Source organism: Paenibacillus sp. MABNR03 (assembly GCF_050455445.1).
GTDB classification, from domain to species: Bacteria; Bacillota; Bacilli; order Paenibacillales; family Paenibacillaceae; genus Paenibacillus; species Paenibacillus xylanilyticus.
In genome coordinates this window covers 1,901,173-1,922,084 of record NZ_JBCIYR010000001.1, presented here as the reverse complement: position 1 = coordinate 1,922,084, position 20,912 = coordinate 1,901,173, and the positions used below count along the sequence as shown (strand labels likewise).

General features: G+C 44.8%; 23 protein-coding genes and 1 riboswitch. Of the genes, 20 read left to right on the top strand and 3 right to left on the bottom strand.

The genetic code is table 11. The features are described from left to right. The first annotated feature begins 71 nt into the window (after positions 1-71). Positions 72-275, top strand: a riboswitch (cyclic di-AMP (ydaO/yuaA leader). Between the two features lie 2 nt (positions 276-277). Then, positions 278-952 carry a 3D domain-containing protein gene (locus AAIH57_RS08060; protein ID WP_175398992.1) on the top strand — a complete coding sequence of 225 codons (675 nt, stop codon included), beginning with the start codon at positions 278-280 and terminating at the stop codon, positions 950-952. Positions 953-1,086: 134 nt separating this feature from the next. On the opposite strand, the gene AAIH57_RS08055 is transcribed toward AAIH57_RS08060, so the two are convergent. After that, on the bottom strand, positions 1,087-1,875 hold the full coding sequence (locus AAIH57_RS08055; RefSeq protein WP_430021208.1) for a polysaccharide deacetylase family protein: 789 nt from the start codon (positions 1,873-1,875) through the stop codon (positions 1,087-1,089). A 151-nt stretch (positions 1,876-2,026) separates the two neighbouring features. Between AAIH57_RS08055 and AAIH57_RS08050 the strand changes: the two genes are divergently transcribed. From AAIH57_RS08050 to AAIH57_RS08030, 5 genes are all read left to right on the top strand, one after another. Beyond that, positions 2,027-2,368, top strand: coding sequence for a hypothetical protein (locus AAIH57_RS08050; protein WP_430021207.1), 342 nt, complete (start codon positions 2,027-2,029; stop codon positions 2,366-2,368). A 123-nt stretch (positions 2,369-2,491) separates the two neighbouring features. Then, positions 2,492-3,163: a PspA/IM30 family protein gene (locus AAIH57_RS08045; RefSeq protein ID WP_175398989.1), complete on the top strand. Its 672-nt coding sequence runs from the start codon at positions 2,492-2,494 to the stop codon at positions 3,161-3,163. Positions 3,164-3,260: 97 nt separating this feature from the next. After that, entirely contained in the window at positions 3,261-3,662 is a 402-nt protein-coding gene (locus AAIH57_RS08040; RefSeq protein WP_175398988.1) for a DUF350 domain-containing protein, read from the top strand. 23 nt (positions 3,663-3,685) lie between these two features. Further along, positions 3,686-4,192, top strand: a complete 507-nt coding sequence (locus AAIH57_RS08035) for a DUF4178 domain-containing protein (RefSeq protein ID WP_175398987.1) — start codon at positions 3,686-3,688, stop codon at positions 4,190-4,192. An 11-nt stretch (positions 4,193-4,203) separates the two neighbouring features. Continuing rightward, positions 4,204-4,938 (top strand): DUF4247 domain-containing protein, encoded by a 735-nt coding sequence (locus tag AAIH57_RS08030; protein WP_430021206.1) that lies wholly within the window; start codon positions 4,204-4,206, stop codon positions 4,936-4,938. A gap of 133 nt (positions 4,939-5,071) precedes the next feature. On the opposite strand, the gene AAIH57_RS08025 is transcribed toward AAIH57_RS08030, so the two are convergent. Further along, the gene (locus AAIH57_RS08025) at positions 5,072-5,362 is read right to left on the bottom strand and encodes an HNH endonuclease (RefSeq protein ID WP_175398985.1); all 291 of its coding nucleotides are present in this window, start codon (positions 5,360-5,362) and stop codon (positions 5,072-5,074) included. A gap of 140 nt (positions 5,363-5,502) precedes the next feature. On the opposite strand from AAIH57_RS08025, the gene AAIH57_RS08020 reads away from it, so the two are divergent. Further along, the gene (locus AAIH57_RS08020; RefSeq protein ID WP_430021205.1) at positions 5,503-6,798 is read left to right on the top strand and encodes a molybdopterin molybdotransferase MoeA; all 1,296 of its coding nucleotides are present in this window, start codon (positions 5,503-5,505) and stop codon (positions 6,796-6,798) included. A 3-nt stretch (positions 6,799-6,801) separates the two neighbouring features. Continuing rightward, positions 6,802-7,344, top strand: coding sequence for a molybdopterin-guanine dinucleotide biosynthesis protein B (mobB, locus tag AAIH57_RS08015; protein WP_430021204.1), 543 nt, complete (start codon positions 6,802-6,804; stop codon positions 7,342-7,344). Positions 7,345-7,430: 86 nt separating this feature from the next. Here the strand turns inward: mobB and xerS are convergent, their stop codons facing one another. After that, the gene (xerS, locus tag AAIH57_RS08010) at positions 7,431-8,525 is read right to left on the bottom strand and encodes a tyrosine recombinase XerS (protein WP_430021203.1); all 1,095 of its coding nucleotides are present in this window, start codon (positions 8,523-8,525) and stop codon (positions 7,431-7,433) included. 174 nt (positions 8,526-8,699) lie between these two features. Between xerS and AAIH57_RS08005 the strand changes: the two genes are divergently transcribed. The 12 genes from AAIH57_RS08005 to AAIH57_RS07950 all read left to right on the top strand — a co-directional run bounded on the left by AAIH57_RS08005 (position 8,700) and on the right by AAIH57_RS07950 (position 20,801). After that, positions 8,700-9,188, top strand: coding sequence for a GNAT family N-acetyltransferase (locus AAIH57_RS08005; RefSeq protein WP_175398981.1), 489 nt, complete (start codon positions 8,700-8,702; stop codon positions 9,186-9,188). Between the two features lie 65 nt (positions 9,189-9,253). Then, positions 9,254-10,027 (top strand): SDR family NAD(P)-dependent oxidoreductase, encoded by a 774-nt coding sequence (locus AAIH57_RS08000; protein ID WP_430021202.1) that lies wholly within the window; start codon positions 9,254-9,256, stop codon positions 10,025-10,027. A 120-nt stretch (positions 10,028-10,147) separates the two neighbouring features. Further along, on the top strand, positions 10,148-11,044 hold the full coding sequence (locus AAIH57_RS07995) for an aldo/keto reductase (protein WP_430021201.1): 897 nt from the start codon (positions 10,148-10,150) through the stop codon (positions 11,042-11,044). Between the two features lie 357 nt (positions 11,045-11,401). Continuing rightward, the gene (locus tag AAIH57_RS07990) at positions 11,402-12,643 is read left to right on the top strand and encodes an MDR family MFS transporter (protein WP_175398978.1); all 1,242 of its coding nucleotides are present in this window, start codon (positions 11,402-11,404) and stop codon (positions 12,641-12,643) included. A gap of 492 nt (positions 12,644-13,135) precedes the next feature. Beyond that, the gene (locus AAIH57_RS07985; protein WP_430021200.1) at positions 13,136-13,555 is read left to right on the top strand and encodes a hypothetical protein; all 420 of its coding nucleotides are present in this window, start codon (positions 13,136-13,138) and stop codon (positions 13,553-13,555) included. Positions 13,556-13,980: 425 nt separating this feature from the next. Then, a complete protein-coding gene (locus tag AAIH57_RS07980; RefSeq protein WP_175398976.1) occupies positions 13,981-14,664 on the top strand; it encodes a response regulator transcription factor in 684 nt (227 codons plus the stop codon). Positions 14,665-14,677: 13 nt separating this feature from the next. Then, the gene (locus AAIH57_RS07975) at positions 14,678-15,724 is read left to right on the top strand and encodes a sensor histidine kinase (protein ID WP_430021199.1); all 1,047 of its coding nucleotides are present in this window, start codon (positions 14,678-14,680) and stop codon (positions 15,722-15,724) included. 141 nt (positions 15,725-15,865) lie between these two features. After that, entirely contained in the window at positions 15,866-16,651 is a 786-nt protein-coding gene (locus AAIH57_RS07970) for an ABC transporter ATP-binding protein (protein WP_430021198.1), read from the top strand. Then, positions 16,638-18,581 (top strand): FtsX-like permease family protein, encoded by a 1,944-nt coding sequence (locus tag AAIH57_RS07965; protein WP_430021197.1) that lies wholly within the window; start codon positions 16,638-16,640, stop codon positions 18,579-18,581. Before AAIH57_RS07970 ends, AAIH57_RS07965 begins: the two co-directional genes overlap by 14 nt. Positions 18,582-18,601: 20 nt before the next feature. Further along, positions 18,602-18,961, top strand: a complete 360-nt coding sequence (locus AAIH57_RS07960) for a YxeA family protein (RefSeq protein ID WP_430021196.1) — start codon at positions 18,602-18,604, stop codon at positions 18,959-18,961. Positions 18,962-19,158: 197 nt separating this feature from the next. Then, on the top strand, positions 19,159-20,106 hold the full coding sequence (locus tag AAIH57_RS07955) for a helix-turn-helix transcriptional regulator (protein ID WP_430021195.1): 948 nt from the start codon (positions 19,159-19,161) through the stop codon (positions 20,104-20,106). Positions 20,107-20,300: 194 nt separating this feature from the next. Further along, a complete protein-coding gene (locus AAIH57_RS07950; protein WP_430021194.1) occupies positions 20,301-20,801 on the top strand; it encodes an EVE domain-containing protein in 501 nt (166 codons plus the stop codon). The last annotated feature ends 111 nt before the right edge of the window (positions 20,802-20,912 follow it).

Sequence of the window (20,912 nt, the reverse complement as noted above, 5' to 3'; positions counted from 1 at the left end):
TTCAGTCTCATCATGAACTGAACATACCATTTGGTAACATTTACTACGGACCCTGGTTACAAAATTGTGATATATTGATTCTGCCGAAACTTCCTGAGCAGGAAGTGTGGAGGATGTAATGATGCAAAGCGTGTACGGGGGAAGATTGAAATTACACGCTGCTAGGGGTGAATTAGGGGTACATAACGCATCACCAATGTAACAGCGAACCTATAGGGTGGTTTCCTCCATCCGAATCCGACAACTAACTTCGCAGGCACAATGAGGGAGGAAGACCATGATTAAGAAGAGAAGTATAGCCAAAACAGCAACAGCCCTGCTGACAGCAGCAATGCTCATCCAGGCCGTTCCAGCTCACGCTGATTCTGTTCACGTGGCCAAAGAGGGGGATACCTTCTACACCTTATCGAAAAAATATGGCGTTGGACTTAACACACTTATCAAAGCTAACAATGACATTTCGCCTTACAACATTTATGGTGGTTTGAAGATTACCATTCCTGGCAAAACCAACACGGTCAAGGCTGCTGCAGCCTCTAAGAGCTCATCCGCGGCGAAGACCATCACGACAGCAAGTCTTGATGTAAATGCAGATGACAAAGTCGTTCAAGCCTGGGGTAAAACGTTCGACTATAGTAAGGCAGTAGAAGTGAAAGCAACTGCTTACTCTGCAGATGCCTCTGAAAATGGGGGATGGGGTGCTGTGGATTACTTTGGTAATCCGCTCGAATTGGGCACTATCGCCGTTGATCCAAGTGTTATTCCACTGGGAACAAAAGTACTGGTTACAGGTCACTCCCATCCGGGACTACCAAAGCAAGCATTTGTAGCAACTGCGCGTGACATTGGTGGAGCCATCAAGGGAAAACGAATTGATATTTTCATTCCTGGCAGTCAGAAGTCTGTGAGCACATTTGGTTTTCAGGACGTTGAACTTTACATTTTAAAATAATATAATCATCCACAATAAAGGTGTCCATTAGTCATGATGATCGTGACTGAAGGGCACCTTTTGTCTTGTATCTGCAAACTCAAGTTTGCGTTCGTTTGCAGATACATGTTTGTAAGTGACAGTTACTTCGGACATTATTTGCTCTTGGGCAGCTGCAGCATCTCGTCCAAGGTCACCAGATTGAATCCCCGACACCGCAACTCATCAATAATTTCCGGTAGTGCCTCTAATGTACCGGACAGGTTGGAACCCACACCGCCTCCGGCATGCTGGAGAATGATGGAACCCGGCTTGACCGCAGATAACACATTTTGCTTCACCTGGTCCTTGTTAAGACCTTTCCAATCCAGTGAATCCACGTTCCAGTTTACGATACTGTACTGCTGTCTGGCGGCCCATTGCAGCTGTTTTTCGTTAATGTCCCCGTATGGAGGACGAATCATCTTCGGTGTGTACCCGGTCAGTTTATGAATAATGTCGCCGGTATGTAGGATCTGTTTACGAAAAGCGTTGAGAGACAGCTTACTGAATTCAGGGTGGTTGTAACTATGGTTTCCAACAATATGGCCTTCCCTAACGATTCGTCTGACGAGGTCGGGATGTTTCTCAGCGCGGTTGCCCACAATGAAAAAAGTAGCCTTTACTTTGTATTTTTTCAATATATCCAGCACCTGTGGGGTGAACCTTGGATCAGGCACATCATCAAAAGTCAGTGCCACTTGTCTGGTAGAAGGGCCATTGGTTTTGAATGTGTCCGCATATTTCTGCCTTAGCTGACCCAGTGTCAGCTGTTCATCTTCAGATAGATCGGGTTTTGCAGCAGGCAGACTGTCCGGAGCTGAATTAGCCCATAGATGTCCAGGAGAATAACTTCCACTCAGGATCAGGACCAGCATGGAAAGTACGATGAGGCGAATTCGCATGATACAGCCTCCTTCTCAAAATTGCGTTCTCTTTGGTATGCCCTTGGCGTTGGTTCATTATGCATGATGTGAGAAGTTTCATTGTCCAATCTGATCCATTGGGTTCATAATTCCACCATTACATATACACACATAAAGGATGGGTGGACTAATGAATGCTTATGATTTAAATACGGTTCGTTTACAGGTAATTGATGCAGGAGAGGATAAGATATTTTTGGTCACTGGTGGGAAAGCTCATATTGGGGCTGTAGCAACCTTTTATCCGGAACGTGAACGGGTGGTCGGGACTGCAATCCACATTCCGGGCCATAAGGAACAGGAGCTATGCGAGCGGCTTGCACGCAAGGCTGCGAATCATCTCAAGGTAACCGTGACTGTTGTAATGGGCATTCATTTCGACGCCATTACACGCATGCAGATTGATGAGATCGTGCTGACGGCAGAAAAGCTGCTGGACGATCATTTAAACCAGGCAGATGTAAAAACATAGTAGATTTTGGAAGGCAGAGCATCGTGTTTTAAACTTTTTTTTGGTAAAATTGAAACGAGTGAAAGATTACCACGTATGTATGTTTATATACAAGATGTAATATCGACTAGGAGGAATACCATAATGTCCATGTTCAAACGTTTACGTGATTTAACGATGTCTAACATTAATGCCATTATTGACAAGGCAGAAGATCCAATCAAGATGACGGATCAATATATCCGTGATATGCAGGAAGATTTGGAAGATGCCGAGAAAGCTGTAGCTCAACAAATCGCTATTGAGAAAAAATTCAAGCAGCTGTTCGAAGAACAGGAAGCTTTGGTGAAGAAGCGTGAGGAGCAAGCTCATACTGCAGCACGTGCACAGAACATGGATCTGGCACGCCGGGCTCTGGAAGAGAAAAAAGCGGCAGAAGTGAAAATGGCGGAATACAAAACAAGCTATGATCAGAACAAAGCATCTGCAGACAATCTGCGCGGCAAGCTGGATGAGATGCGCAAGCAATTGACACAGATGAAAAACAAACGTGAGACATTGGTTGCACGTTACAACGCTGCCAAAGCTCAAACTGAAATCAACAAAGCATTGAACGGATTCAGCTCCGACACGGCTAGTGCGGGCATGAAACGCATGGAAGAAAAAATGATGCAGATGGAAGCACAGGCAGAAGCCAGCAATGAGATGTCGTCCAAAGGAAAATCACTGGATGAAGAGTTTGAGAAACTCGGCAAGGATCAGGCCGTTGAGGATGAACTGGCTGCGCTCATGAAGCAATACGAAAATAAGAATTAAACCTTGCACCTGAAGCAAGGTTCATCAGCGGAGGAGAGACCAACGTTTCTCCTTCGCTTTTAAATGCGGTTCATGTTGATATGTGGGGGCTGTGTAAATGGATTTGAACATTTTGGCGATGCTGGTCTGGACTTTATCTGGTTCGGTTTTGCTTTTTGTTTTGATGTATGTGGACTCGTTGTTTACGAAGTATAAGGATTTTGCAGAAGTTAAAGCGGGGAACATGGCGGTTACGACACGGATGGTCATGAAGCTGTTTGCTCAAGGGTATGTACTTGCGACTTCCATTTCGACAGCAGGTCATCTGGGTGAAGCATTGCTGGTATCCGTTGTTTCATTTGTCATCCTGCTTATTCTGGAGAGTGTAGTGCACTTTATGATTCGCAAGTGGGCCAATCTGGATCTGGACACGGGAATACAACAAGGGAAGACAGGGTACGGTTTGTTCTCCGGTGCTCTGCATATCGTGGGTGCATTAATTATTGCAGCTTGTTTATAAGATAATGAACGGGAGTAATGGGTATGAGTGTATGGAAACGGATTAAAGGGATTCTGGCTAAGCCCGAACCGCCGCAGGCGGAGAAAACGATGCTGGATCTTGCACCTGGTGACATCTGTGAAGTCTCACTTGTAACATATGAAGTCGTGGGACGGGTGCATCACCGTGCGCGAAGAGCAGTGGTGCTAACCTTGCAGGATGGCACAACCATTAGACATTTGCATGTTGAAGAAAGAGAAATGACACATTACGCCCTCTATACACCAATTGACGGCCGTCTTGACGCACCGGATGAGGTGCCGACGCTGCTCGATCTGGATGGACGCGCCTATCATCTGGAGGAAGAATATGGAGGAATGGTTACCACAGCAGGCAGGACACCTTATGGTCAGGGTGGGGAGCAATTGGTTTGGCAGTACCAGTCCGATGATAATATGCTTCTGCGTGTGGAATGGCAAGACAGAAGATTTACTCTGTATGAAGGTGAGTCCATTCTTCCTGCGGATATCAAAGTGATTCGTTCGAGCTAGGAGAGGTTCCAATGAAAAAGCGCATGGCACTTGGATTAAAATTAATGCTGGTCCTCAGCCTTGTCATGTCCCTGTTGTCCGCGTGCGGGATGCCTTCCGTTCAGGACACTTATCCGCTTGAGTCTGTAAGTGGCAGTGGCAATACAACATCGTATGTGTATCGGGCTGCCGACCGCTCTGTTCCTGAAGTTGCACAGGAGTTATCCGAAGAGCGTAGACCTGATCAGATCTCGGCGGAAAATGAAGAGCGGATGTTCCTGGTATATCAGGACCAGTATTATCATTTGCAGCAAGATCCAAACAAGAAGGAAGACACCTTAATTGAAGTGGATTCCAAGGAATATGTTCGGCAGAATTACGATTCCTCTTTTCTACAAGGATATTTGACCGCAACGCTCATAGGCAATTTGTTTGATTCCTTTGGCGGAAGCGGGTACGGAAAGTACAGAGGATATACAGATCGTGATACGTACAAACCGAATCAAGATACTTATCGTGCACCAACAAGCAATGACAAAAAGGCTGCTCCGCCAATTACAGTAGACCGAAAAGGGTCGATTACCCGGCGGGGAGGGGATACCGATACAAGTGTAGGTTCAGGCGGGGGCTTGTTTAGCCGCAAAAAGGAACCGAGCACGGGTACGGTTGAACGGAATAAGAGTGGAGGCTTGTTTGACTCACCAAAAAGCTCTTATAAGAAACCCAAAACGAGGGTAGGCGGGGGACGCATCAAGAGGCGAAGGTAATCATGATTCGGCACGTCTGAACAATCCATACAGAACAGCCACGAGGTAAGGCAGAATGAATCCTGCCATGCGCAAGCAAACCTTGTGGCTGTTTTTTTATATATATTTTAGTAAGGAAAGGACCAACGTATGATTAGGATCTGCGAACGTGATTGGACTTGCGTGTCCGGGGTATGGTGGAAGGAGGCTGTTTACGAATCCAGCGGATATAAGGGGCCATTCGTTCATTCTCGCGCAGTGCCTGTAGATCTCTAAGGTTTAGGCTCATAATATCTTGATTGGTAAATAGCGAGTGGATTTGTTTATGACACGGAATACATAGATTGGCGGTAGGCATGAACGTTCCGCCCATTTCTTTGGGTGTGAGATGATGGACCGTCGTTTCGACAGGATCTCTACCGCACAATTCGCATCGGTTACTCATGATGACCCTCCATTTCTTCATCTCTATTATGGGCATGATATCGCACTTTCATGTTCCCAGCCGGGCTTTTACTTGTCACACCTTAGCTTTCACGCTACACTTTCTTAAACGAGTTCTGTCCCAAGGAGGTTTTATCCATTTTGAAAATCAACTCCCATTCAGATGACATCACCAGTCCCAAATTTAATCGTACAGCAGTTCAGGTCGAGGCTGCACAGGCTAAAATTTCACCCCATGTTACTGCAATTGCGATTGAGAGAGTCACCCTGGAATCGGCGCATGGGCGAACGCTTGCCGAAACGATTCATGCCCCGCATCCATATCCCTTTTTCCGGAGATCCGGGATGGATGGCTATGCGATTGTGAGCAGTGATACCGTCAATGCGTCCAGCGACCAACAGATCTGGCTGCGTGTCGTTGATGAGATTCCATGTGGATATACATCGGATCAACCGATTGTTCCCGGCACCACCGCCCGAATTATGACAGGTGCGCAAGTACCTGATGGTGCCGATGCGGTTGTCATGCTGGAGATGACCGAAAGCAGGGAGCAGGATGGAGAACAATGGATTGCCCTTAAGCGTCATATCCAGCCTAACGCCAACATTACGCCAATCGGATTGGAAGTTCAGGAAGGTCAGCTATTGCTTGAAGCCGGAACGATTATTCAGGCAGGAGAGCAATCGGTACTGGCTACTTTTGGGGTTGCCCATGTCCCGGTGTTTCGGCGTCCGAAAGTCGCCATTTTTGCCACTGGAACCGAACTGCTGGAGGTAGACGAACCTTTGCAGCCCGGACGAATTCGCAACAGCAATAGCTATATGCTGCGTTCCCTGGTCACGGAGGCAGGTGGTGAACCTGTCATGTATGGCTCCATAGCAGATGATGTGGATACTGCACGTGCGAAACTGGCAGAAGCGGTTGAAGATAACGATATTGTGGTGACCACTGGCGGTGTATCGGTTGGGGATTATGACATCATGGGTGATTTGGTACGTGAAGGAAATATGGAGATGCTCTTTAATAAAGTGACGATGCGTCCAGGCAGTGTTACAACAGCAGCCGTCGTGAATGATAAACTGCTCTTTGCACTATCCGGTAACCCCGGAGCTTGTTTTGTTGGATTCGGTTTGTTTGTCCGGCCAACCATTCGTATGATGCAAAATGATGCCAACCCTTATTTGGAAGAGTGGACAGCGATCCTGGATCAGGAATATACGAAAGTAAACAACTTTACCCGGTTTGTACGGGGGCGCACGGAAATTCGGAATGGAAGGGTATATGCAATGCCTGCTGCGGCTCGAGTGGATGAGTCCAGTGTCATGATCACAATTAAAGATAGTGATTGCCTGATTATCATTCCACCTGAAAAGAAAGGGATTCCTGCAGGAGAACAGGTACGGATTCTTAAGCTACCCCATGGGCAGGTGAGGTAGGATATGGGCAAAACAAGTCATGTTCCACCATACATTGTGCAGATTGTAGGCTACAAAAATACGGGCAAAAGCACATTAACGGCAGAACTCACCCGATATTTATCGTTAAAAGGACTGAGGGTTGCCGTCATCAAGCATGATGGACATGATCATTTCCAGATGGATCATGAAGGAACCGATTCATACCGTTTTAATCAGGCGGGTGCTTCTGCTGTAGTTGTCATGTCGGATAAGCGAACGGCCATTATTGAACAACAGGCAACCACTTTGGAGAATATGTTAAACCATCTGAACCATTATGATTGGATTCTGATTGAAGGATACAAGTGGGCGAACTATCCCAAGCTGGTGATGATCCGCGAAGATCAACATTTGGCCATGCTTGAGAAGCTGCATGGAGTGATGGCTGTCGTTTCCTGGCTGCCAAAGGATTCAATACATTTAGTGGGTAACGGCCATGATCCGTTAAAAGAAGTGGTGTGGCATTCAGTGCATGAGACAGGGCTTATCGCTGAGTGGCTGTTAAAAAGGGTGAATGTAAACTGAAATCATGCTGAACAAATAGCGGATTCTCTTATGGTGTGTGTAACCAGGAGAGAATCCGCTGTTTGATTTTTTTGGTGATAACCTGCTTAAGATCCCGTATCTTCAGAGCGACGTTCAATTGCTTCAGACATCGTTTTGTCGGTGAGATGCGCATAGATTTCGGTCGTTTCCGTGGAGGCGTGTCCGAGCTGTTCCTTCGTTTTATAGATATCATTTTGCAGATAGTAATCTGTCGCAAAGGAATGCCGCAGCTTATGCACGGTCAGATACGGCTTGCCAAAACATTTGGCATATTTCATGATCATCGCCTGAATCGCCCGTTTGGTCATTCGACTGCCTTCAGTCTCACCGTTACGCAGCGCAATGAATAGCCCCTTTTCCCGTTTGGGTGTACGGTATCGTGATTGCCGCAGGTGCATGTAGTTTACAAGCTCATCCTTGGCCTGTTCTCTGAAATAAACAGGGGTTTTGAACGTTTCATCATTGTTACCTTTGCGGTAAACATATAACAGTTTATTGTTCAAATCCAGATCGTCAATATTCAGGTTAACCACTTCGGATACCCGCAGCCCTGAATTCAGAATAAGGCTGGCAATGCACGCATCCCGCTCTTTGTTGAGTTCATGCGAGTAGAGCGCTTGCTTGTTCTTCTGCATGTCGACAGCGTAACCTTCGAGAATGTATCCGATAAATTCAAGCAGTTCCTCATCTTCCAAAAGCTTCCCTTTCAGCTTCGCTGCCGTGTCTTTTGGCTTATGCGTGCGTTTAATCTCAATTTTGGCCATAATATTACGTTTCAGCAGCGGATAGAAGTCTTCATCTTCGGCAATTTGGCTTAAATAATGAAAGAGTGAGCGGAGGGAGGACAGTTTGCGGGATACCGTAATTCTGGAGTTGGCTCCTTCACGCTTGGTCGCCAGAAACAAACGGAATGAAGTGACCGAATCCATACGTAATACCTCAAGTTCAGTTAATGTTACGTCTTTATTGGACTCAGCCTGGGACAATCCTTCCGCGCGCAGCCAACTGAAGAAGGTGTCATAATCCCTTAAGTATTCAAGCAGGGTGGATGGTGATAAATCGGGAAGCTTATAGTCAATGAATTGCTGAACGAACCAAGGCATGGAAGGCAGTTTATCATCCAGCTTGCGTCGATCTATCTCTTTTTGCACATTGGTCAAGTTCGGCACCTCCTAATCAGTTCATTCTACAAATTAGTCTATGTCCTAGTGTACCATAATTTGCTTGGTCACAGCCTGTTCACGGAACAGGAGCAGGCGGGGGCTGCTTCCTTGCCCTTCCGCGTACAAACCTTTAAAGTAATTGTTATAAGCAGAGCAGAGGAGGTGGACCGGATGAATATGAGATTAGAGCTGGTTCCCCGGGAACGGAGTCAGGTGATCCGGCATTTGATGCAATTTTATCTGTATGATTTCACCAAATATCTGAATATTGATGTGGACAGCAATGGTATTTTCCCGGAGTATCCGGGTCTGGAGGCTTTTTGGGAGGAGGAGGGCCGCAAATTTGCTTTTCTGATTACGAGTGAAGGGGCACCGGCAGGTTTTGCGCTGGTAGAACGTTTCGAGCCTGGCAGCAAGGATAATGATTATTATTTGACTGAGTTTTTTGTCATGCAAAAATATCGGCGGAGCGGAATAGGGACTCAGGCAGCACACGAGCTGTTTAATCGTTTTCCGGGACGCTGGAAAGTGACGCAGGTACGCAATAATGTGATTGCGCAGGCGTTCTGGAGAAAAGTAATAGGGGCTTATACGGGAGGCCGATTCCGCGAAAAATTTCACCCGGAGTTGGGTAATCCAAGCCAGTTTTTTGTAACGTGAACATCAGGCTCGCGAGCTGATCCGCAGCTTGAATACATATTTGAATGGATAGAGGAGTGTGTGGCATGAACGGACCAACATTTCATCTGGAAGGACAGACTGCACTGGTCACCGGTGCGGGAAGAGGGATCGGAAAGGCGATAGCCATCGGACTGGCGGAGTCGGGATGTGACGTTGTTCTCATATCTCGTACGATGACGGAAGTCGAGGAGACAGCTGCTTTAATTTATGAGCAGACTGGCCATAGAGCCATAGCTTTGAGTGCTGATGTGACATCCAGAGAGCAGCTGGAAGAAGTCTTTCGTGAGACGATCGCCGAGCTGGGCAGACTGGATATCCTTGTTAATAATGCCGGTATGAACATTCGGACGCCAGCGCTTGAAGTGACGGACGAGCAATGGGAAACCATTATGCAAACCAATTTGAAATCAGCCTTCATGGCTTCACAGCTGGCCGGTCAACACATGAAGGAGCAGGGCAGCGGTAAAATCATCAACATTTCTTCAGTAGGCGGGCACACAGCTTTGCGTACAGGCGTTGTCTATGGAGCGACCAAGGCAGCTCTTATTCATATGACGAAGGTCCTTGCCATGGAATGGGGGAAATATGGCATTCGTGTAAATGCGGTAGGTCCATGGTATTTCCGTACACCGCTGACCGAAAAGCTGCTGGATGATCCGCAATATTTGCAGGAAATTGTAAGTCGAACACCCCTTCAGCGAGTGGGTGAGCTGCAAGAGGTAGTTGGACCTGTGGTCTTCTTGGCGTCAGACGCTGCAGGATATATGACGGGCCAAACTCTGCTTGTTGACGGGGGCATGTCCATTTATGGATTCTAAATAATAGAGAAATAAACGGTAAAAAGTGGGTCCGATGCATTGCTGGCGGGTAATAACAAACAGAGTTGTCATTCTTTCATATAAGTTGTACCTATATTTACGAAGTCGGAGGAATCAATTATGGAACTGCGCGAATATGGAAACACAGGCATGAAAGTAAGCACTCTCGGGTTTGGCGGATCCGAAATTGGAAGCGATGTATCCAAAGGTGACGTGGAAACACTCCTGAATACCGCTTTGGATGCCGGATTGAACGTCATTGATACTGCCGAATGTTATGGAGACAGCGAGGAACTGATTGGAGACGTACTTTCGCACCGACGTGACGACTTTTATTTGTTTACCAAGTGTGGACATGCTGCCGGAGTGGATGGGCCGGATTGGGATCCCAAAGTGCTGGAGCAAACGATCGATCGCAGTCTAAGAAGGCTCAAAACGGAGTATGTGGATGTCATTCATTTGCATAGCTGTTCTGAAGAAGTACTTAGGCAAGGAGCGGTAATTGAAGTCCTCCAACGTGCCAAGGAAGCGGGAAAGACCCGGTATATCGGTTACAGCGGTGATACAACAGACGCATTGTACGCCATTGGAACCGGGGTGTTTGACAGTTTGGAAACTTCACTAAATATTGCGGATCAAGAAGCGATTGATCTGACATTGCCAGAGGCCAGAAAAAGAAACATGGGTGTAATCGCCAAACGGCCGATTGCCAATGCAGCCTGGACATATGACACGCTCTCCGAAGATGCCTATCCATTCGTGTATTGGAGACGGTTGCAGGAACTGGGCTATGGTTTCCTGTCGGGTGACAATGCACAAGCGGCGGTTGAAACGGCCTTGCGTTTCACGCTAAGTACGGAGGGCGTCGATACGGCCATCGTGGGTACAACCAAGCCGAACCGTTGGCAGCAAAATGCTGATCTGGTGGCCAAGGGCGCGCTCCCGCAGGAACTGTATGATGAAATCAGAACAAGATGGAAGGAGATCGCCGGATCGGATTGGACAGGCCGGACGTAACCTAAGACGTATCGAATGGTTCAAGAGAGAACCATCGATTTTGAAAGCCGCCGAGTGCGGCTTTTTTTAGTTGAATCTGGATTAAAAGGGAACAACTAAAACAATGAAAAGATAACTATTATATAATTTCAATATATGAAAAATTCACAATAATAAACACTCTTTACGCACTCACCACGGATAGAGATACAGTGTATGCCTGTGCAAGGAAAAACGGGAGAATTTAAAACAAAATGAAAGAAGTCAAGTCTTTTTCCTAAATTAAATTTACCTCTAACAAGTCCCCTAGTCGTATAATAGAACTCATATGTTTAAATGGACATGAAAATTCAGGAAGGGTCAACAAGGGGGAACAGCATGGCATCACAGTTAAAACAAATTCATCCACTGGCGTGGACCATCATTGTGGGGACGATTTTTGGACGGATGGCTACCTCAATGAGTATTCCGTTTCTGTCGATCTATCTGACGCAGCAGATGGGGGCGTCGCCAACACAGACAGGAATTATAGTGGCGGTAAGTGCGCTGGTAGGAGTCTTTGCCAGCTTTTATGGAGGGTATATCTCGGATCGGATTGGACGTAAAAAAGTGTTGTTCATATCGGTTTTTGGCTGGGCTCTCGTATTTATTGGATTTGCTTTGTCCGACAAGATCTGGCTCTTTTTTGTCATGAACGCACTCAACGGCATTTGCCGGGCGCTGTTTGAACCGACATCCAGAGCATTGTTATCGGACATCACACCGCCGTCAAGCAAGCTGCTCGTATTCAATCTGAGGTATGCAGCGATTAATCTGGGCGTTGTGTTTGGGCCGCTCCTTGGATTGTACCTGGGGTTGTCGGATTCCAACGTATCGTTTCTGGTCGCAGGCGGAGTATACATAGCTTATGGCATCCTGTTAATTATTCAATTTATTCTTCATCCACTGCAATCGGGTGAACAGGGTTCGCGGACAGTAGAGCCGATCCGGTTAAAACAGGCTTTTCGCACAACGAGTGGTGATCCGGTCTTTATGTTTGTATTGATTGGCACGATCTTTTGTGTGCTCGGATATGGACATTTCAGCTCGACTTTGCCGCAATTTATGGCGATTAACCCGAATATGACAGACGGTGCGAAATGGTTTGGATACATGCTATCCTTAAACGCAGTCGTTGTCCTGGCCGTCCAATTTCCGGTGGTTCGGATCGCGAGTCGCTTCCCACCTGTGGTGCCGCTCATTATAGGCAATATTATGGTATCCGTGAGTTTAATGATGTTTGGCTTGGCGCAGAGCCCGTGGATGCTGGTGGCGGCAGTTGTCATTTTTACTGTAGGTGAAGTACTCATGTTCACGTTGATGGACGTTCTGGTGGACCGGATCGCGAAGCCGGAATTGAAAGGGACGTATTTTGGCATGATTGGGTTCAACAATCTGGGGAACGTCAGTGCTCCGATTCTAGGCGGTTTCCTGCTGGACAGCTTTGGTGCTAACCAACCTTTACATGTATTTACACCGATTGCGCTTAGTGCCGTATGTGGAGTCCCCTTCCTATGGATTGCTCATAAACGGATGCAGGCAAAAGGTCAAAAAGGTCTGCAACGATCGATGGAAGCTTAATTTCGATTCATATGGAAATAAAATCAAAAACCTTCAATTTACCTGAACGTGAATTTGAAGGTTTTTTTATGGATTCATACTATAATCTTTCAACATATGAAAAATTCACAATAGAAAAACATTTCTCGGACTTTGTATCTACCTACCACCAAGTTACATTTGCGTTTTCTCAATGTAATAACGAACTTCAAAATCAACACATAAAAGTCAAGGACCTTTTGTTTGACTGCAGTGTCGTACGTTCCTTTTGTAACAATAATCATTTTCTTAATCAATCTTACCTTGGAGAAGACCGCGATTGCGGCTTTTTAAGTTGTTCATGTTCAGTTCATATGGGTGTCACGGGCAGTACATTTTCATTCATTAAACTGATTTCAGTGCAGTGCCCTTACGAAGGTTCTCAACCAAAGAAAAAAAGGAGATGATGAGATTGACGCCCAAAAAAGCTGAAAAGCTTGAAACCAATGAATTATCCGAAGATGTAACGGCTGCTTGGCAGAAGAGGGAAGGCAGATTTATTACTTGGTGAATGAGAAATACACATCGACGGTATATGACAGTGCTACCCAGGTTATGCCTGTTCATCTGTTCAGTGAGGTACCAGGCTATGTGTACACCAATAAGATTATTGGAGCAGATCTAGCCGTGAACCAACTGCAAATACCCGGCTTGGCCGGCCGGGATTCGATGGAATATGATTTCTATGAGGAAAACGGCGTGGAATACGTTTCTGCAGGCGGAAAGGTATACGCTAGTCAAGACGCGGTGAAGCCGCTCTATTCGGGAAATCAATCGAAGACAACGATTCAAGCAAACGGTTTGGCTGCATGGTTTTCGATACCCGCGGCTGTAACAGGTAAGGTAATGACGGTGCAATTACCTTTGAATGGCGGTTTTACTGTGTATGACTAGGCTGGCATCTCCATCAATAACACTGTGGTCAGCGGCCAAAATGAAGTTGTGTTGCCTGAGAACTGCAGCATTGTATTTGCAGGCTAGGTTGGTTCAACGTTCGAGATTTCGTTGAAGAACAGTAAGAATTAAAGGGCGGATGATGCTTAAAAGGCGACCTTCATATGAAGGTCGCCTTTTTAATAACCTGTGGTAAAACTTTGTTTAGTTGTTCCGTCTAAAAATGGATGACCTTTGGCATGTTGTAACAAGAAATAAGAAGAAATTTGTGCACAACTATACATTCATTTGGGTAACGATTAAGTATGAAGTGAGTAGTACAGTCGAATACATGTTATTATTTTTGTTGAGTTATGGAACAGCTTGGGGCCAAGAGTTACTTCACAGACATAACATGCAGGAAAATGAACAAGGAGGTTGACTCTATGGAGTTCACAATATTTGTAGTCGAAGATGATGATGCGTTATATGAAGCATTGAAAACAGGACTGGAAGCATGGGCGTTTCGGGTTACGAGGCCGGATAATTTTAACGAGGTCATGCGTTCGTTTCTTGATCAACAACCTCATCTCGTTATGATGGACATCACACTTCCTAAATTTGATGGTTTTCACTGGTGCAGGGAGATTCGCTCCGTATCCGAAGTACCTATCATTTTCTTATCCTCTCGCGATCATCCTTTAGATATGGTCATGGCGCTCAATATGGGGGCGGACGATTTCATCCAGAAACCTTTTCATACAAATGTACTGTATGCCAAAATTCAAGCTGTACTTCGTAGAACTTATGCTTACGGAGAAAGCCAGACCGATATTCTGGAATGGAATGGTGCCTTGATTGATCTGAAACGAGGTACAATTCGAAGATCAGACGAGGAGGCTGATTTGACAAAAAATGAATTTTTTCTGTTAATCACGCTCGTGAAAGCCAACAATGCGGTTATCTCGCGTCATGACTTGATACGTAAATTATGGGAAGATGAACAGTTCGTGAATGATAACACCCTAACTGCAAATATAACCCGTCTGAGGCAAAAGTTGGAGCCGCTTGGACTATCAGACGCAATCGTTACAAAGAAAGGAATGGGTTATATGGCCATCAGTTTATAGGAGGAATAGGTATATGTTCATGCGTTACTTGGTTTCAAGAAAAAGCTGGATCTTGTTGTTTGTAGGCTTACTAGGTTTGACCGATTTACTAATCTTACTTGAACAAGAATTGAGAGTTGAATTGACCTCTCTTCTCTATTTAAATGCTTTGTATCTTATTGGGTTTCTTCTGTTTTTTCTATGGCGTTATAAGAAAGAAACAAAATATATTACGGCGATTGCCAAGCTGCAGGAAGTCATGACCTCAGACTGGTTTGAGAACCTGCCTGAACCTGACAATGAACTAGATAGGGCTGCAAACGAGTTGCTGAGAGAGACTGCTTATCAGTTCAAACGTAAACTATCCCAGTTTAAGGAAGCTCAATTGATTGAAAATGATTTTGTGGCCTCTTGGATCCATGAAGTTAAGACTCCTCTTACCGCGATGAAACTAATTTTGGACACGAGACCGAGTGATCCAGACATGCGCAGAATTGATTCTGAATGGCTGCGGATTCATTTACTAGTAGATCGTCAGTTACATATGACACGTCTACCCGCTTTGGAATCGGATTATAGGCTTGAACGAGTTTCCATACATCGTCTTGTTGCAGAAGAGATTCGTGAACTGGCTCCTTGGTGCTTGGAGAAAAACTTGGAAATTGGTATCGAAGGTGCGGATGCCATGGTTGTCACTGACCGCAAATGGTGCCGCTTTATCATCCGTCAGTTATTAACCAATGCCATTAAATACAGTCCCCCGGATAAATCTCTTACATTCCAAACAGACGTGACGAAAAAAAATAATGTTATCTTAGACTTGATTGATGAAGGTCCGGGGATACAGCCACATGACCTGCCACGTATCTTTGATAAAGGATTTACAGGCGATAATGGACGGATTCATAACGCAGCTACCGGATTGGGACTCTATCTTGCCCAAACTGTAGCGGGTAAAATGGGAATAACGCTTCAGGTACAACCTGTCCAGTCGCAAGGTACGACGATGCGAATGACTTTTACGGATCCCAATACGTTTGAGACAATCCGAAGAGGACAAGAGGAAAATATCCCGTTATAAACAGTCAAGATTAATCTTGGCTGTTTTTTTGTGAACATGACAATCCTGTCACCTTCCTATTCAACTCGTCACCCAAAACGTGCGACAAGATGGGGGATACAAAGTAGACTTAACCTACAATCAAATTTTGGGAGGTACAACATGAATGAATGGAGTGAACAAGAAACAGTTTTACATGCCCGCAACGTTCACAAATCATATGGTACAAAGGGCGGTGCCCAACAGGTTTTAAAGGGAATAGAGTTACGTGTTCTTCGCAAAGAATTTGTTGGAATAATGGGGCCCTCCGGTTCTGGAAAGACAACATTGCTTAACGTTCTTGCAACTATTGATCGGACTACCGATGGCACGATTTTAATCGAAGACGAAGATATCTCTACCATGAACAATACCGCCCTTTCTGCTTTTCGGCGAAAAAAACTTGGATTCATCTTTCAGGACTACAACCTGCTTGATACCTTGACGGTAAAGGAAAACATCCTCCTGCCATTATCCCTTAGCAAAATAAGTAAAGAGCAGGCAGAGAGCGAATATATAGCCATTGCAGAAGTGCTTGGCATTGATGAATTATCACATAAATACCCCTTCGAAATATCAGGTGGTCAAAAACAACGCACTGCGGCAGGACGGGCCCTCATCCATCAGCCTTCCATCATCTTTGCAGACGAGCCTACGGGAGCACTGGATTCCAAATCCGCTTCATCGTTATTGTCAGTAATGGAGGAGGTGAACCGGAAACGGAAGGTCACGATTATCATGGTCACGCATGATCCAGTCGCATCCAGTTACTGTAACCGCGTGGTGTTCTTAAAGGACGGGAAGATTTATTCCGAACTGTATCGGGGAGAGAAAACCAGACAGTCGTTCTTCAAAGAAATCATTGATGTGCAGGCTGTTTTAGGGGGCGACCATATTGACAGTATTTGATTTAGCACTACGCAGCATGCGGCAAAATGTGAAGCATTACTATTTATATTTCTTCGCACTTATTTTCAGTTTGAGTCTGTTCTTTGTCTTTTCTTCGTTACAGCATGATCAGCAAGTTCAGGCGATGATGGATTCAAGTGATAAATTTCTGGTAGCTTTTCAGTCTGCAGCAATCCTGCTTTTTGTGATTATTGTAATCTTTACTGTATCATCTAACCAAATTTTTCTACGCCGGCGCAGCCGTGAAATCGGATTGTACCAACTCATCGGTCTATCCAAAGGCTGGGTTGCCCGTTATTTAGTCATAGAGAATATACTACTCGGTTTTGGTGCACTCATTGCAGGAATTATCTGTGGAGCATTGGTAGCCCGTTTGTTTGTCCTTATTCTAATGAAATTGCTCCGTTTGGATGGGATGCCTGCGATTGACTTTTCATTACCAGCAGCATTCGATACGGTAATTGTCTTTGTTCTCGTCGTTGTTATTACTTCTGTTCAAATCATATACATGATATGTCGAAGTACACTTTTAAATTTGTTTCAAGCAGATCAGCAACCTGACTTATCCAACCAGCCTCCGTCAATCCGAGCATCTATTCTTACGGCTATTTATGCCTTGCTTGGCATTGTGCTTCTTGGATATGGCTATGAATTATCGGGTCGGATGGTAGATGAGCAATTAGTTTTAAATTCATTCCTGGTACTTGTTTCTACTATTGCAGGAACATATATCTTGTTTCGTGTGACGATCAAATGGTGCTTCTCCTGGCTTCGCAAACGGAAAAATGGCCATCTTGGCTTGTATAATAGCCTGTCACTTGCTCCACTGATGCACCGGATGAAGGGTAATGCCAACTCGCTCACCTTAATTACAGTGTTGTCAGCTTTAACCATTACTCTGGTTACAATGGCTTATTCTATTTACTACTCCACGGAGAATACGGTCCGTATGGAGATGCCTTATGATTTCTCATTTGAAAACAGGAAGATGGATGCACAGTCGTTCATAACCGAGCTTGAGTGGGAAGGAATTAACTACAGCTACCTACCCATTGAGGCCCTCCGGACTAAAGGTGTTATTCTTAATCCACTTGATGAATCCAGCTATATCGAGACAAACCTGTTGTGGCTTCCAGCCGAACAGCTTCAAAGGACAGATAAAAAGCTGCCCGTGCCTTCAGACGGAGAAGCGGTAGAATACAGCGTAACTGCTTATACTGCTTTTGATGACAGTGATTTCTCAAAGCGTTACCCAACGAATATTGAACTGATAACAGGGGGGCAGACGGTTAGTTATCCGTTAAAAGAACTGGTCGTGGCAAATCTCGTGAATTCCGATATATCCGGCAATCAGATTTTAGTGTCTGAACATACGTTAAGAGAAATTGAGGATAGCATGTCCAGTACTGCTGGTTATGAGAAAGTACTGATCGATACGTATCGTATATTAGACAAAGGAGATCTTGCTTTAGCTTCCTCCCTTTACCAGAAATATAATCCTGATGAACATTTTACGACCGACTTCTATGCACGATACAGACAGATGATTGAGATTTCCGGATTATTGATTTTTATCGCTGCCTTTCTGGGACTTGCCTTTCTGGCCTCTACCGGCAGTATCCTGTATTTTAAACAAATGACTGAGGCGGAGCAGGAAAAACAGAGCTTCAAGACGCTGCGTCAGCTCGGATTTGATGAGAAGATGATTATGAAGGGCATTGTGCGAAAGCAGATGGTAGTGTTTCTTCTCCCTTTATTTATGGGGGTGCTGCATTCGATCTTCGCAGTTAAAGCGGCTTCGTTTATTATTATTTCGGATATTACTATTCCAACGATTATTTCGATAGGAGCCTATGCAGCCATCTATTTTCTGTTCGCACTTTTCACTCTAGGTTACTATCGGAAAATTGTTAAACACGCTATGTTGTAACACTATTTTTCAGGAGGTGCATGATGAAGAAAACAGTTATTTTTATATTCATTATCGTCATTATCTGCTCGGGCTTATATATAACATTCAAACGGGAGTTTGATCAGTTCAACCCGTTATATAAGGAACAATATGTATACGCAGTAATCAATAAACCAGCCGAACAGGAAGGTAAAAATGAATGGATCCGCTACAGATATAATCTGAGCGGTTATACCGAACAGGGACAAAAAGAAGAGATTACATTCTCTTCAAGTAAAGAACTGGAGCAGGGTACGTATGTGAGTGTGCTTGCCAAGGGATCTTACACCAAAAAATGGATAATAATTCAAAGAGAAGACATTCCGGAAAATACGTTTAATGCGTTAACTTCTAACTAATTTGGTCATACTTAAACTGCGACTCCAAAGTAGCTGTGACAGCTATTTTGGAGTCGTTATTTTAGTATATTTGTTTAAAAACAATTCATCTAATCGCTAGTAGAAAAACATTCATCTCTGATCTAATTAAGCTATCAGGCAAGAACCTATGATAGAATTAATAAGGCTTAAATAGAGCAATCGTGGGGGAACAGAAATTGAACAAAACGGAACGGCAGCTTGCAATCACGCTTGAATTACAGCGAAGCAAAACGCTAAGAGCAGAAGATTTAGCTACCCGGTTTGAGACAAGTGTACGTACGATATATCGGGATATTCAAGCACTAAGCGAAGCTGGGGTGCCAATTATAGGAGCACCTGGCCAGGGTTATTCCCTAATGGAGGGATATTTTCTGCCCCCGGTCAGCTTCACAGCAGAAGAAGCAGTATCCCTGCTAATGGGGGCTGATTTTATTGAGCAGAGGTTGGATACAGATTACGGTTTGAAGGCTAAGTCCGCTCAACGCAAAATTGAGGCCATTTTGCCGGAATCCGTTCGTAACGAGTCTACACGTGTTCGGGAAACGATGCGACTGCTTCATACAGTGGAACCGTTAACTGATGAAATGATTAAACCGTATCTTAACCAAATACGTAACGCCATTTTGGAACGGCGTAAGATCAGTTTTATGTACCTCAAAAAAATGCCGGGAACGGATGGCACTCGGAAAAATAAGCGTGAGGTTTCTCCATATGGATTGACGCTGCTTCATGAAAATTGGGTTCTAATTGCACGCTGCGACATGCGTCAGGATATACGTCATTTCCGCTTGTCCCGGATGACCGGGCTTTCCGTTTTGGAGGATCACTTTCTTTTGCCGGATGGGTTTGACCTGAGCAGCTATCGACCTCCTGACGACCGAAACAAGCGAGTATTAATCAGGGCAAACCCTGAAATAGCCGACAAGATCATAGAGGCGGTTCATTTTTATATTGAATCCATAGAGGACCACAAGGAAGGTGTGAATTTCCACTTTCGTGTCCGGTATCCGGAGGAACTATTGCATCATTTCCTTGGCTGGGGTGGAGATATTGAAGTAATTGAGCCGAAGTCTCTGCGCTTCAGAATTCAAGAAGTTGCGACAAACATTCTAAAGCACTACTGACATACCCTTGTCAGTAGTGCTATTTTATACTGTGGGTATACCCAAGATGAAGAGGAGTTGCTTGAAGGATGAGAAACACCATGGAAGTATTGAAGTCATTTGAAGCCTCAGTAGCAAGAGTCACCATTTTTATAGCTGGATCGATTGAAAAATAATTTAGAAATTGAATTTTGATAGAGAGTAGGGATAGTGTAATGTCGATGATAAAAAGTCAGAAAAACAGATATTGGATTGGTGTTGTATCGGCTTCTCATGTGAATGCAGCAATAGAGGGTGGGTTCGCTCAGATGTGTCACGGCAAGTCAGCTCCCTTACGTCAAATGGCACCAAATGATTGGCTGATATACTATTCTCCACGTTCAGACATGTCAAAAGGGAAGCCACTCCAAGCGTTTACCGCGATTGGTCAGGTTATGGATGGCAGAATTTACAGACATCAGTCGTCAGAATCATTTGTACCCTTCCGTCGTGATATCTGTTATTTTCCATGTCGAGAAGTCAAGATTGCATCTTTGTTAAACCAACTTACCTTTACCCGCGAGAATCGGAATTGGGGATTTATATTTCGTCGAGGTCACTTTGAAATTGGAGCTGAGGACTTTAAGACGATCGCTGCCTCAATGCTAGTAGAGGAGTGTCTGGAAGATAAACTTCTCCCAAAAGAGTCCTGCAATCAGACAATTCCGCTGCGATAAAGCTCATGAGAATTTTGATCTTGATACAGAAAAGTCAGGTGAAAACTCCAATGATCTACGAAGTGACCTACATCACGTCATTGGAGTTTATCCCTGCGGACTAAATTCCAA

What these genes read in the sequence shown, in the direction of transcription:
- AAIH57_RS08060 (WP_175398992.1), top strand. Translation starts at nt 278, where the DNA reads ATGATTAAGAAGAGAAGTATAGCCAAAACAGCAACAGCCCTGCTGACA.
- AAIH57_RS08055 (WP_430021208.1), bottom strand. Translation starts at nt 1,875, where the DNA reads ATGCGAATTCGCCTCATCGTACTTTCCATGCTGGTCCTGATCCTGAGT.
- AAIH57_RS08050 (WP_430021207.1), top strand. Translation starts at nt 2,027, where the DNA reads ATGAATGCTTATGATTTAAATACGGTTCGTTTACAGGTAATTGATGCA.
- AAIH57_RS08045 (WP_175398989.1), top strand. Translation starts at nt 2,492, where the DNA reads ATGTCCATGTTCAAACGTTTACGTGATTTAACGATGTCTAACATTAAT.
- AAIH57_RS08040 (WP_175398988.1), top strand. Translation starts at nt 3,261, where the DNA reads ATGGATTTGAACATTTTGGCGATGCTGGTCTGGACTTTATCTGGTTCG.
- AAIH57_RS08035 (WP_175398987.1), top strand. Translation starts at nt 3,686, where the DNA reads ATGAGTGTATGGAAACGGATTAAAGGGATTCTGGCTAAGCCCGAACCG.
- AAIH57_RS08030 (WP_430021206.1), top strand. Translation starts at nt 4,204, where the DNA reads ATGAAAAAGCGCATGGCACTTGGATTAAAATTAATGCTGGTCCTCAGC.
- AAIH57_RS08025 (WP_175398985.1), bottom strand. Translation starts at nt 5,362, where the DNA reads ATGAGTAACCGATGCGAATTGTGCGGTAGAGATCCTGTCGAAACGACG.
- mobB (WP_430021204.1), top strand. Translation starts at nt 6,802, where the DNA reads ATGGGCAAAACAAGTCATGTTCCACCATACATTGTGCAGATTGTAGGC.
- AAIH57_RS08005 (WP_175398981.1), top strand. Translation starts at nt 8,700, where the DNA reads ATGAATATGAGATTAGAGCTGGTTCCCCGGGAACGGAGTCAGGTGATC.
- AAIH57_RS08000 (WP_430021202.1), top strand. Translation starts at nt 9,254, where the DNA reads ATGAACGGACCAACATTTCATCTGGAAGGACAGACTGCACTGGTCACC.
- AAIH57_RS07995 (WP_430021201.1), top strand. Translation starts at nt 10,148, where the DNA reads ATGGAACTGCGCGAATATGGAAACACAGGCATGAAAGTAAGCACTCTC.
- AAIH57_RS07990 (WP_175398978.1), top strand. Translation starts at nt 11,402, where the DNA reads ATGGCATCACAGTTAAAACAAATTCATCCACTGGCGTGGACCATCATT.
- AAIH57_RS07980 (WP_175398976.1), top strand. Translation starts at nt 13,981, where the DNA reads ATGGAGTTCACAATATTTGTAGTCGAAGATGATGATGCGTTATATGAA.
- AAIH57_RS07975 (WP_430021199.1), top strand. Translation starts at nt 14,678, where the DNA reads ATGTTCATGCGTTACTTGGTTTCAAGAAAAAGCTGGATCTTGTTGTTT.
- AAIH57_RS07970 (WP_430021198.1), top strand. Translation starts at nt 15,866, where the DNA reads ATGAATGAATGGAGTGAACAAGAAACAGTTTTACATGCCCGCAACGTT.
- AAIH57_RS07960 (WP_430021196.1), top strand. Translation starts at nt 18,602, where the DNA reads ATGATGAAGAAAACAGTTATTTTTATATTCATTATCGTCATTATCTGC.
- AAIH57_RS07950 (WP_430021194.1), top strand. Translation starts at nt 20,301, where the DNA reads ATGTCGATGATAAAAAGTCAGAAAAACAGATATTGGATTGGTGTTGTA.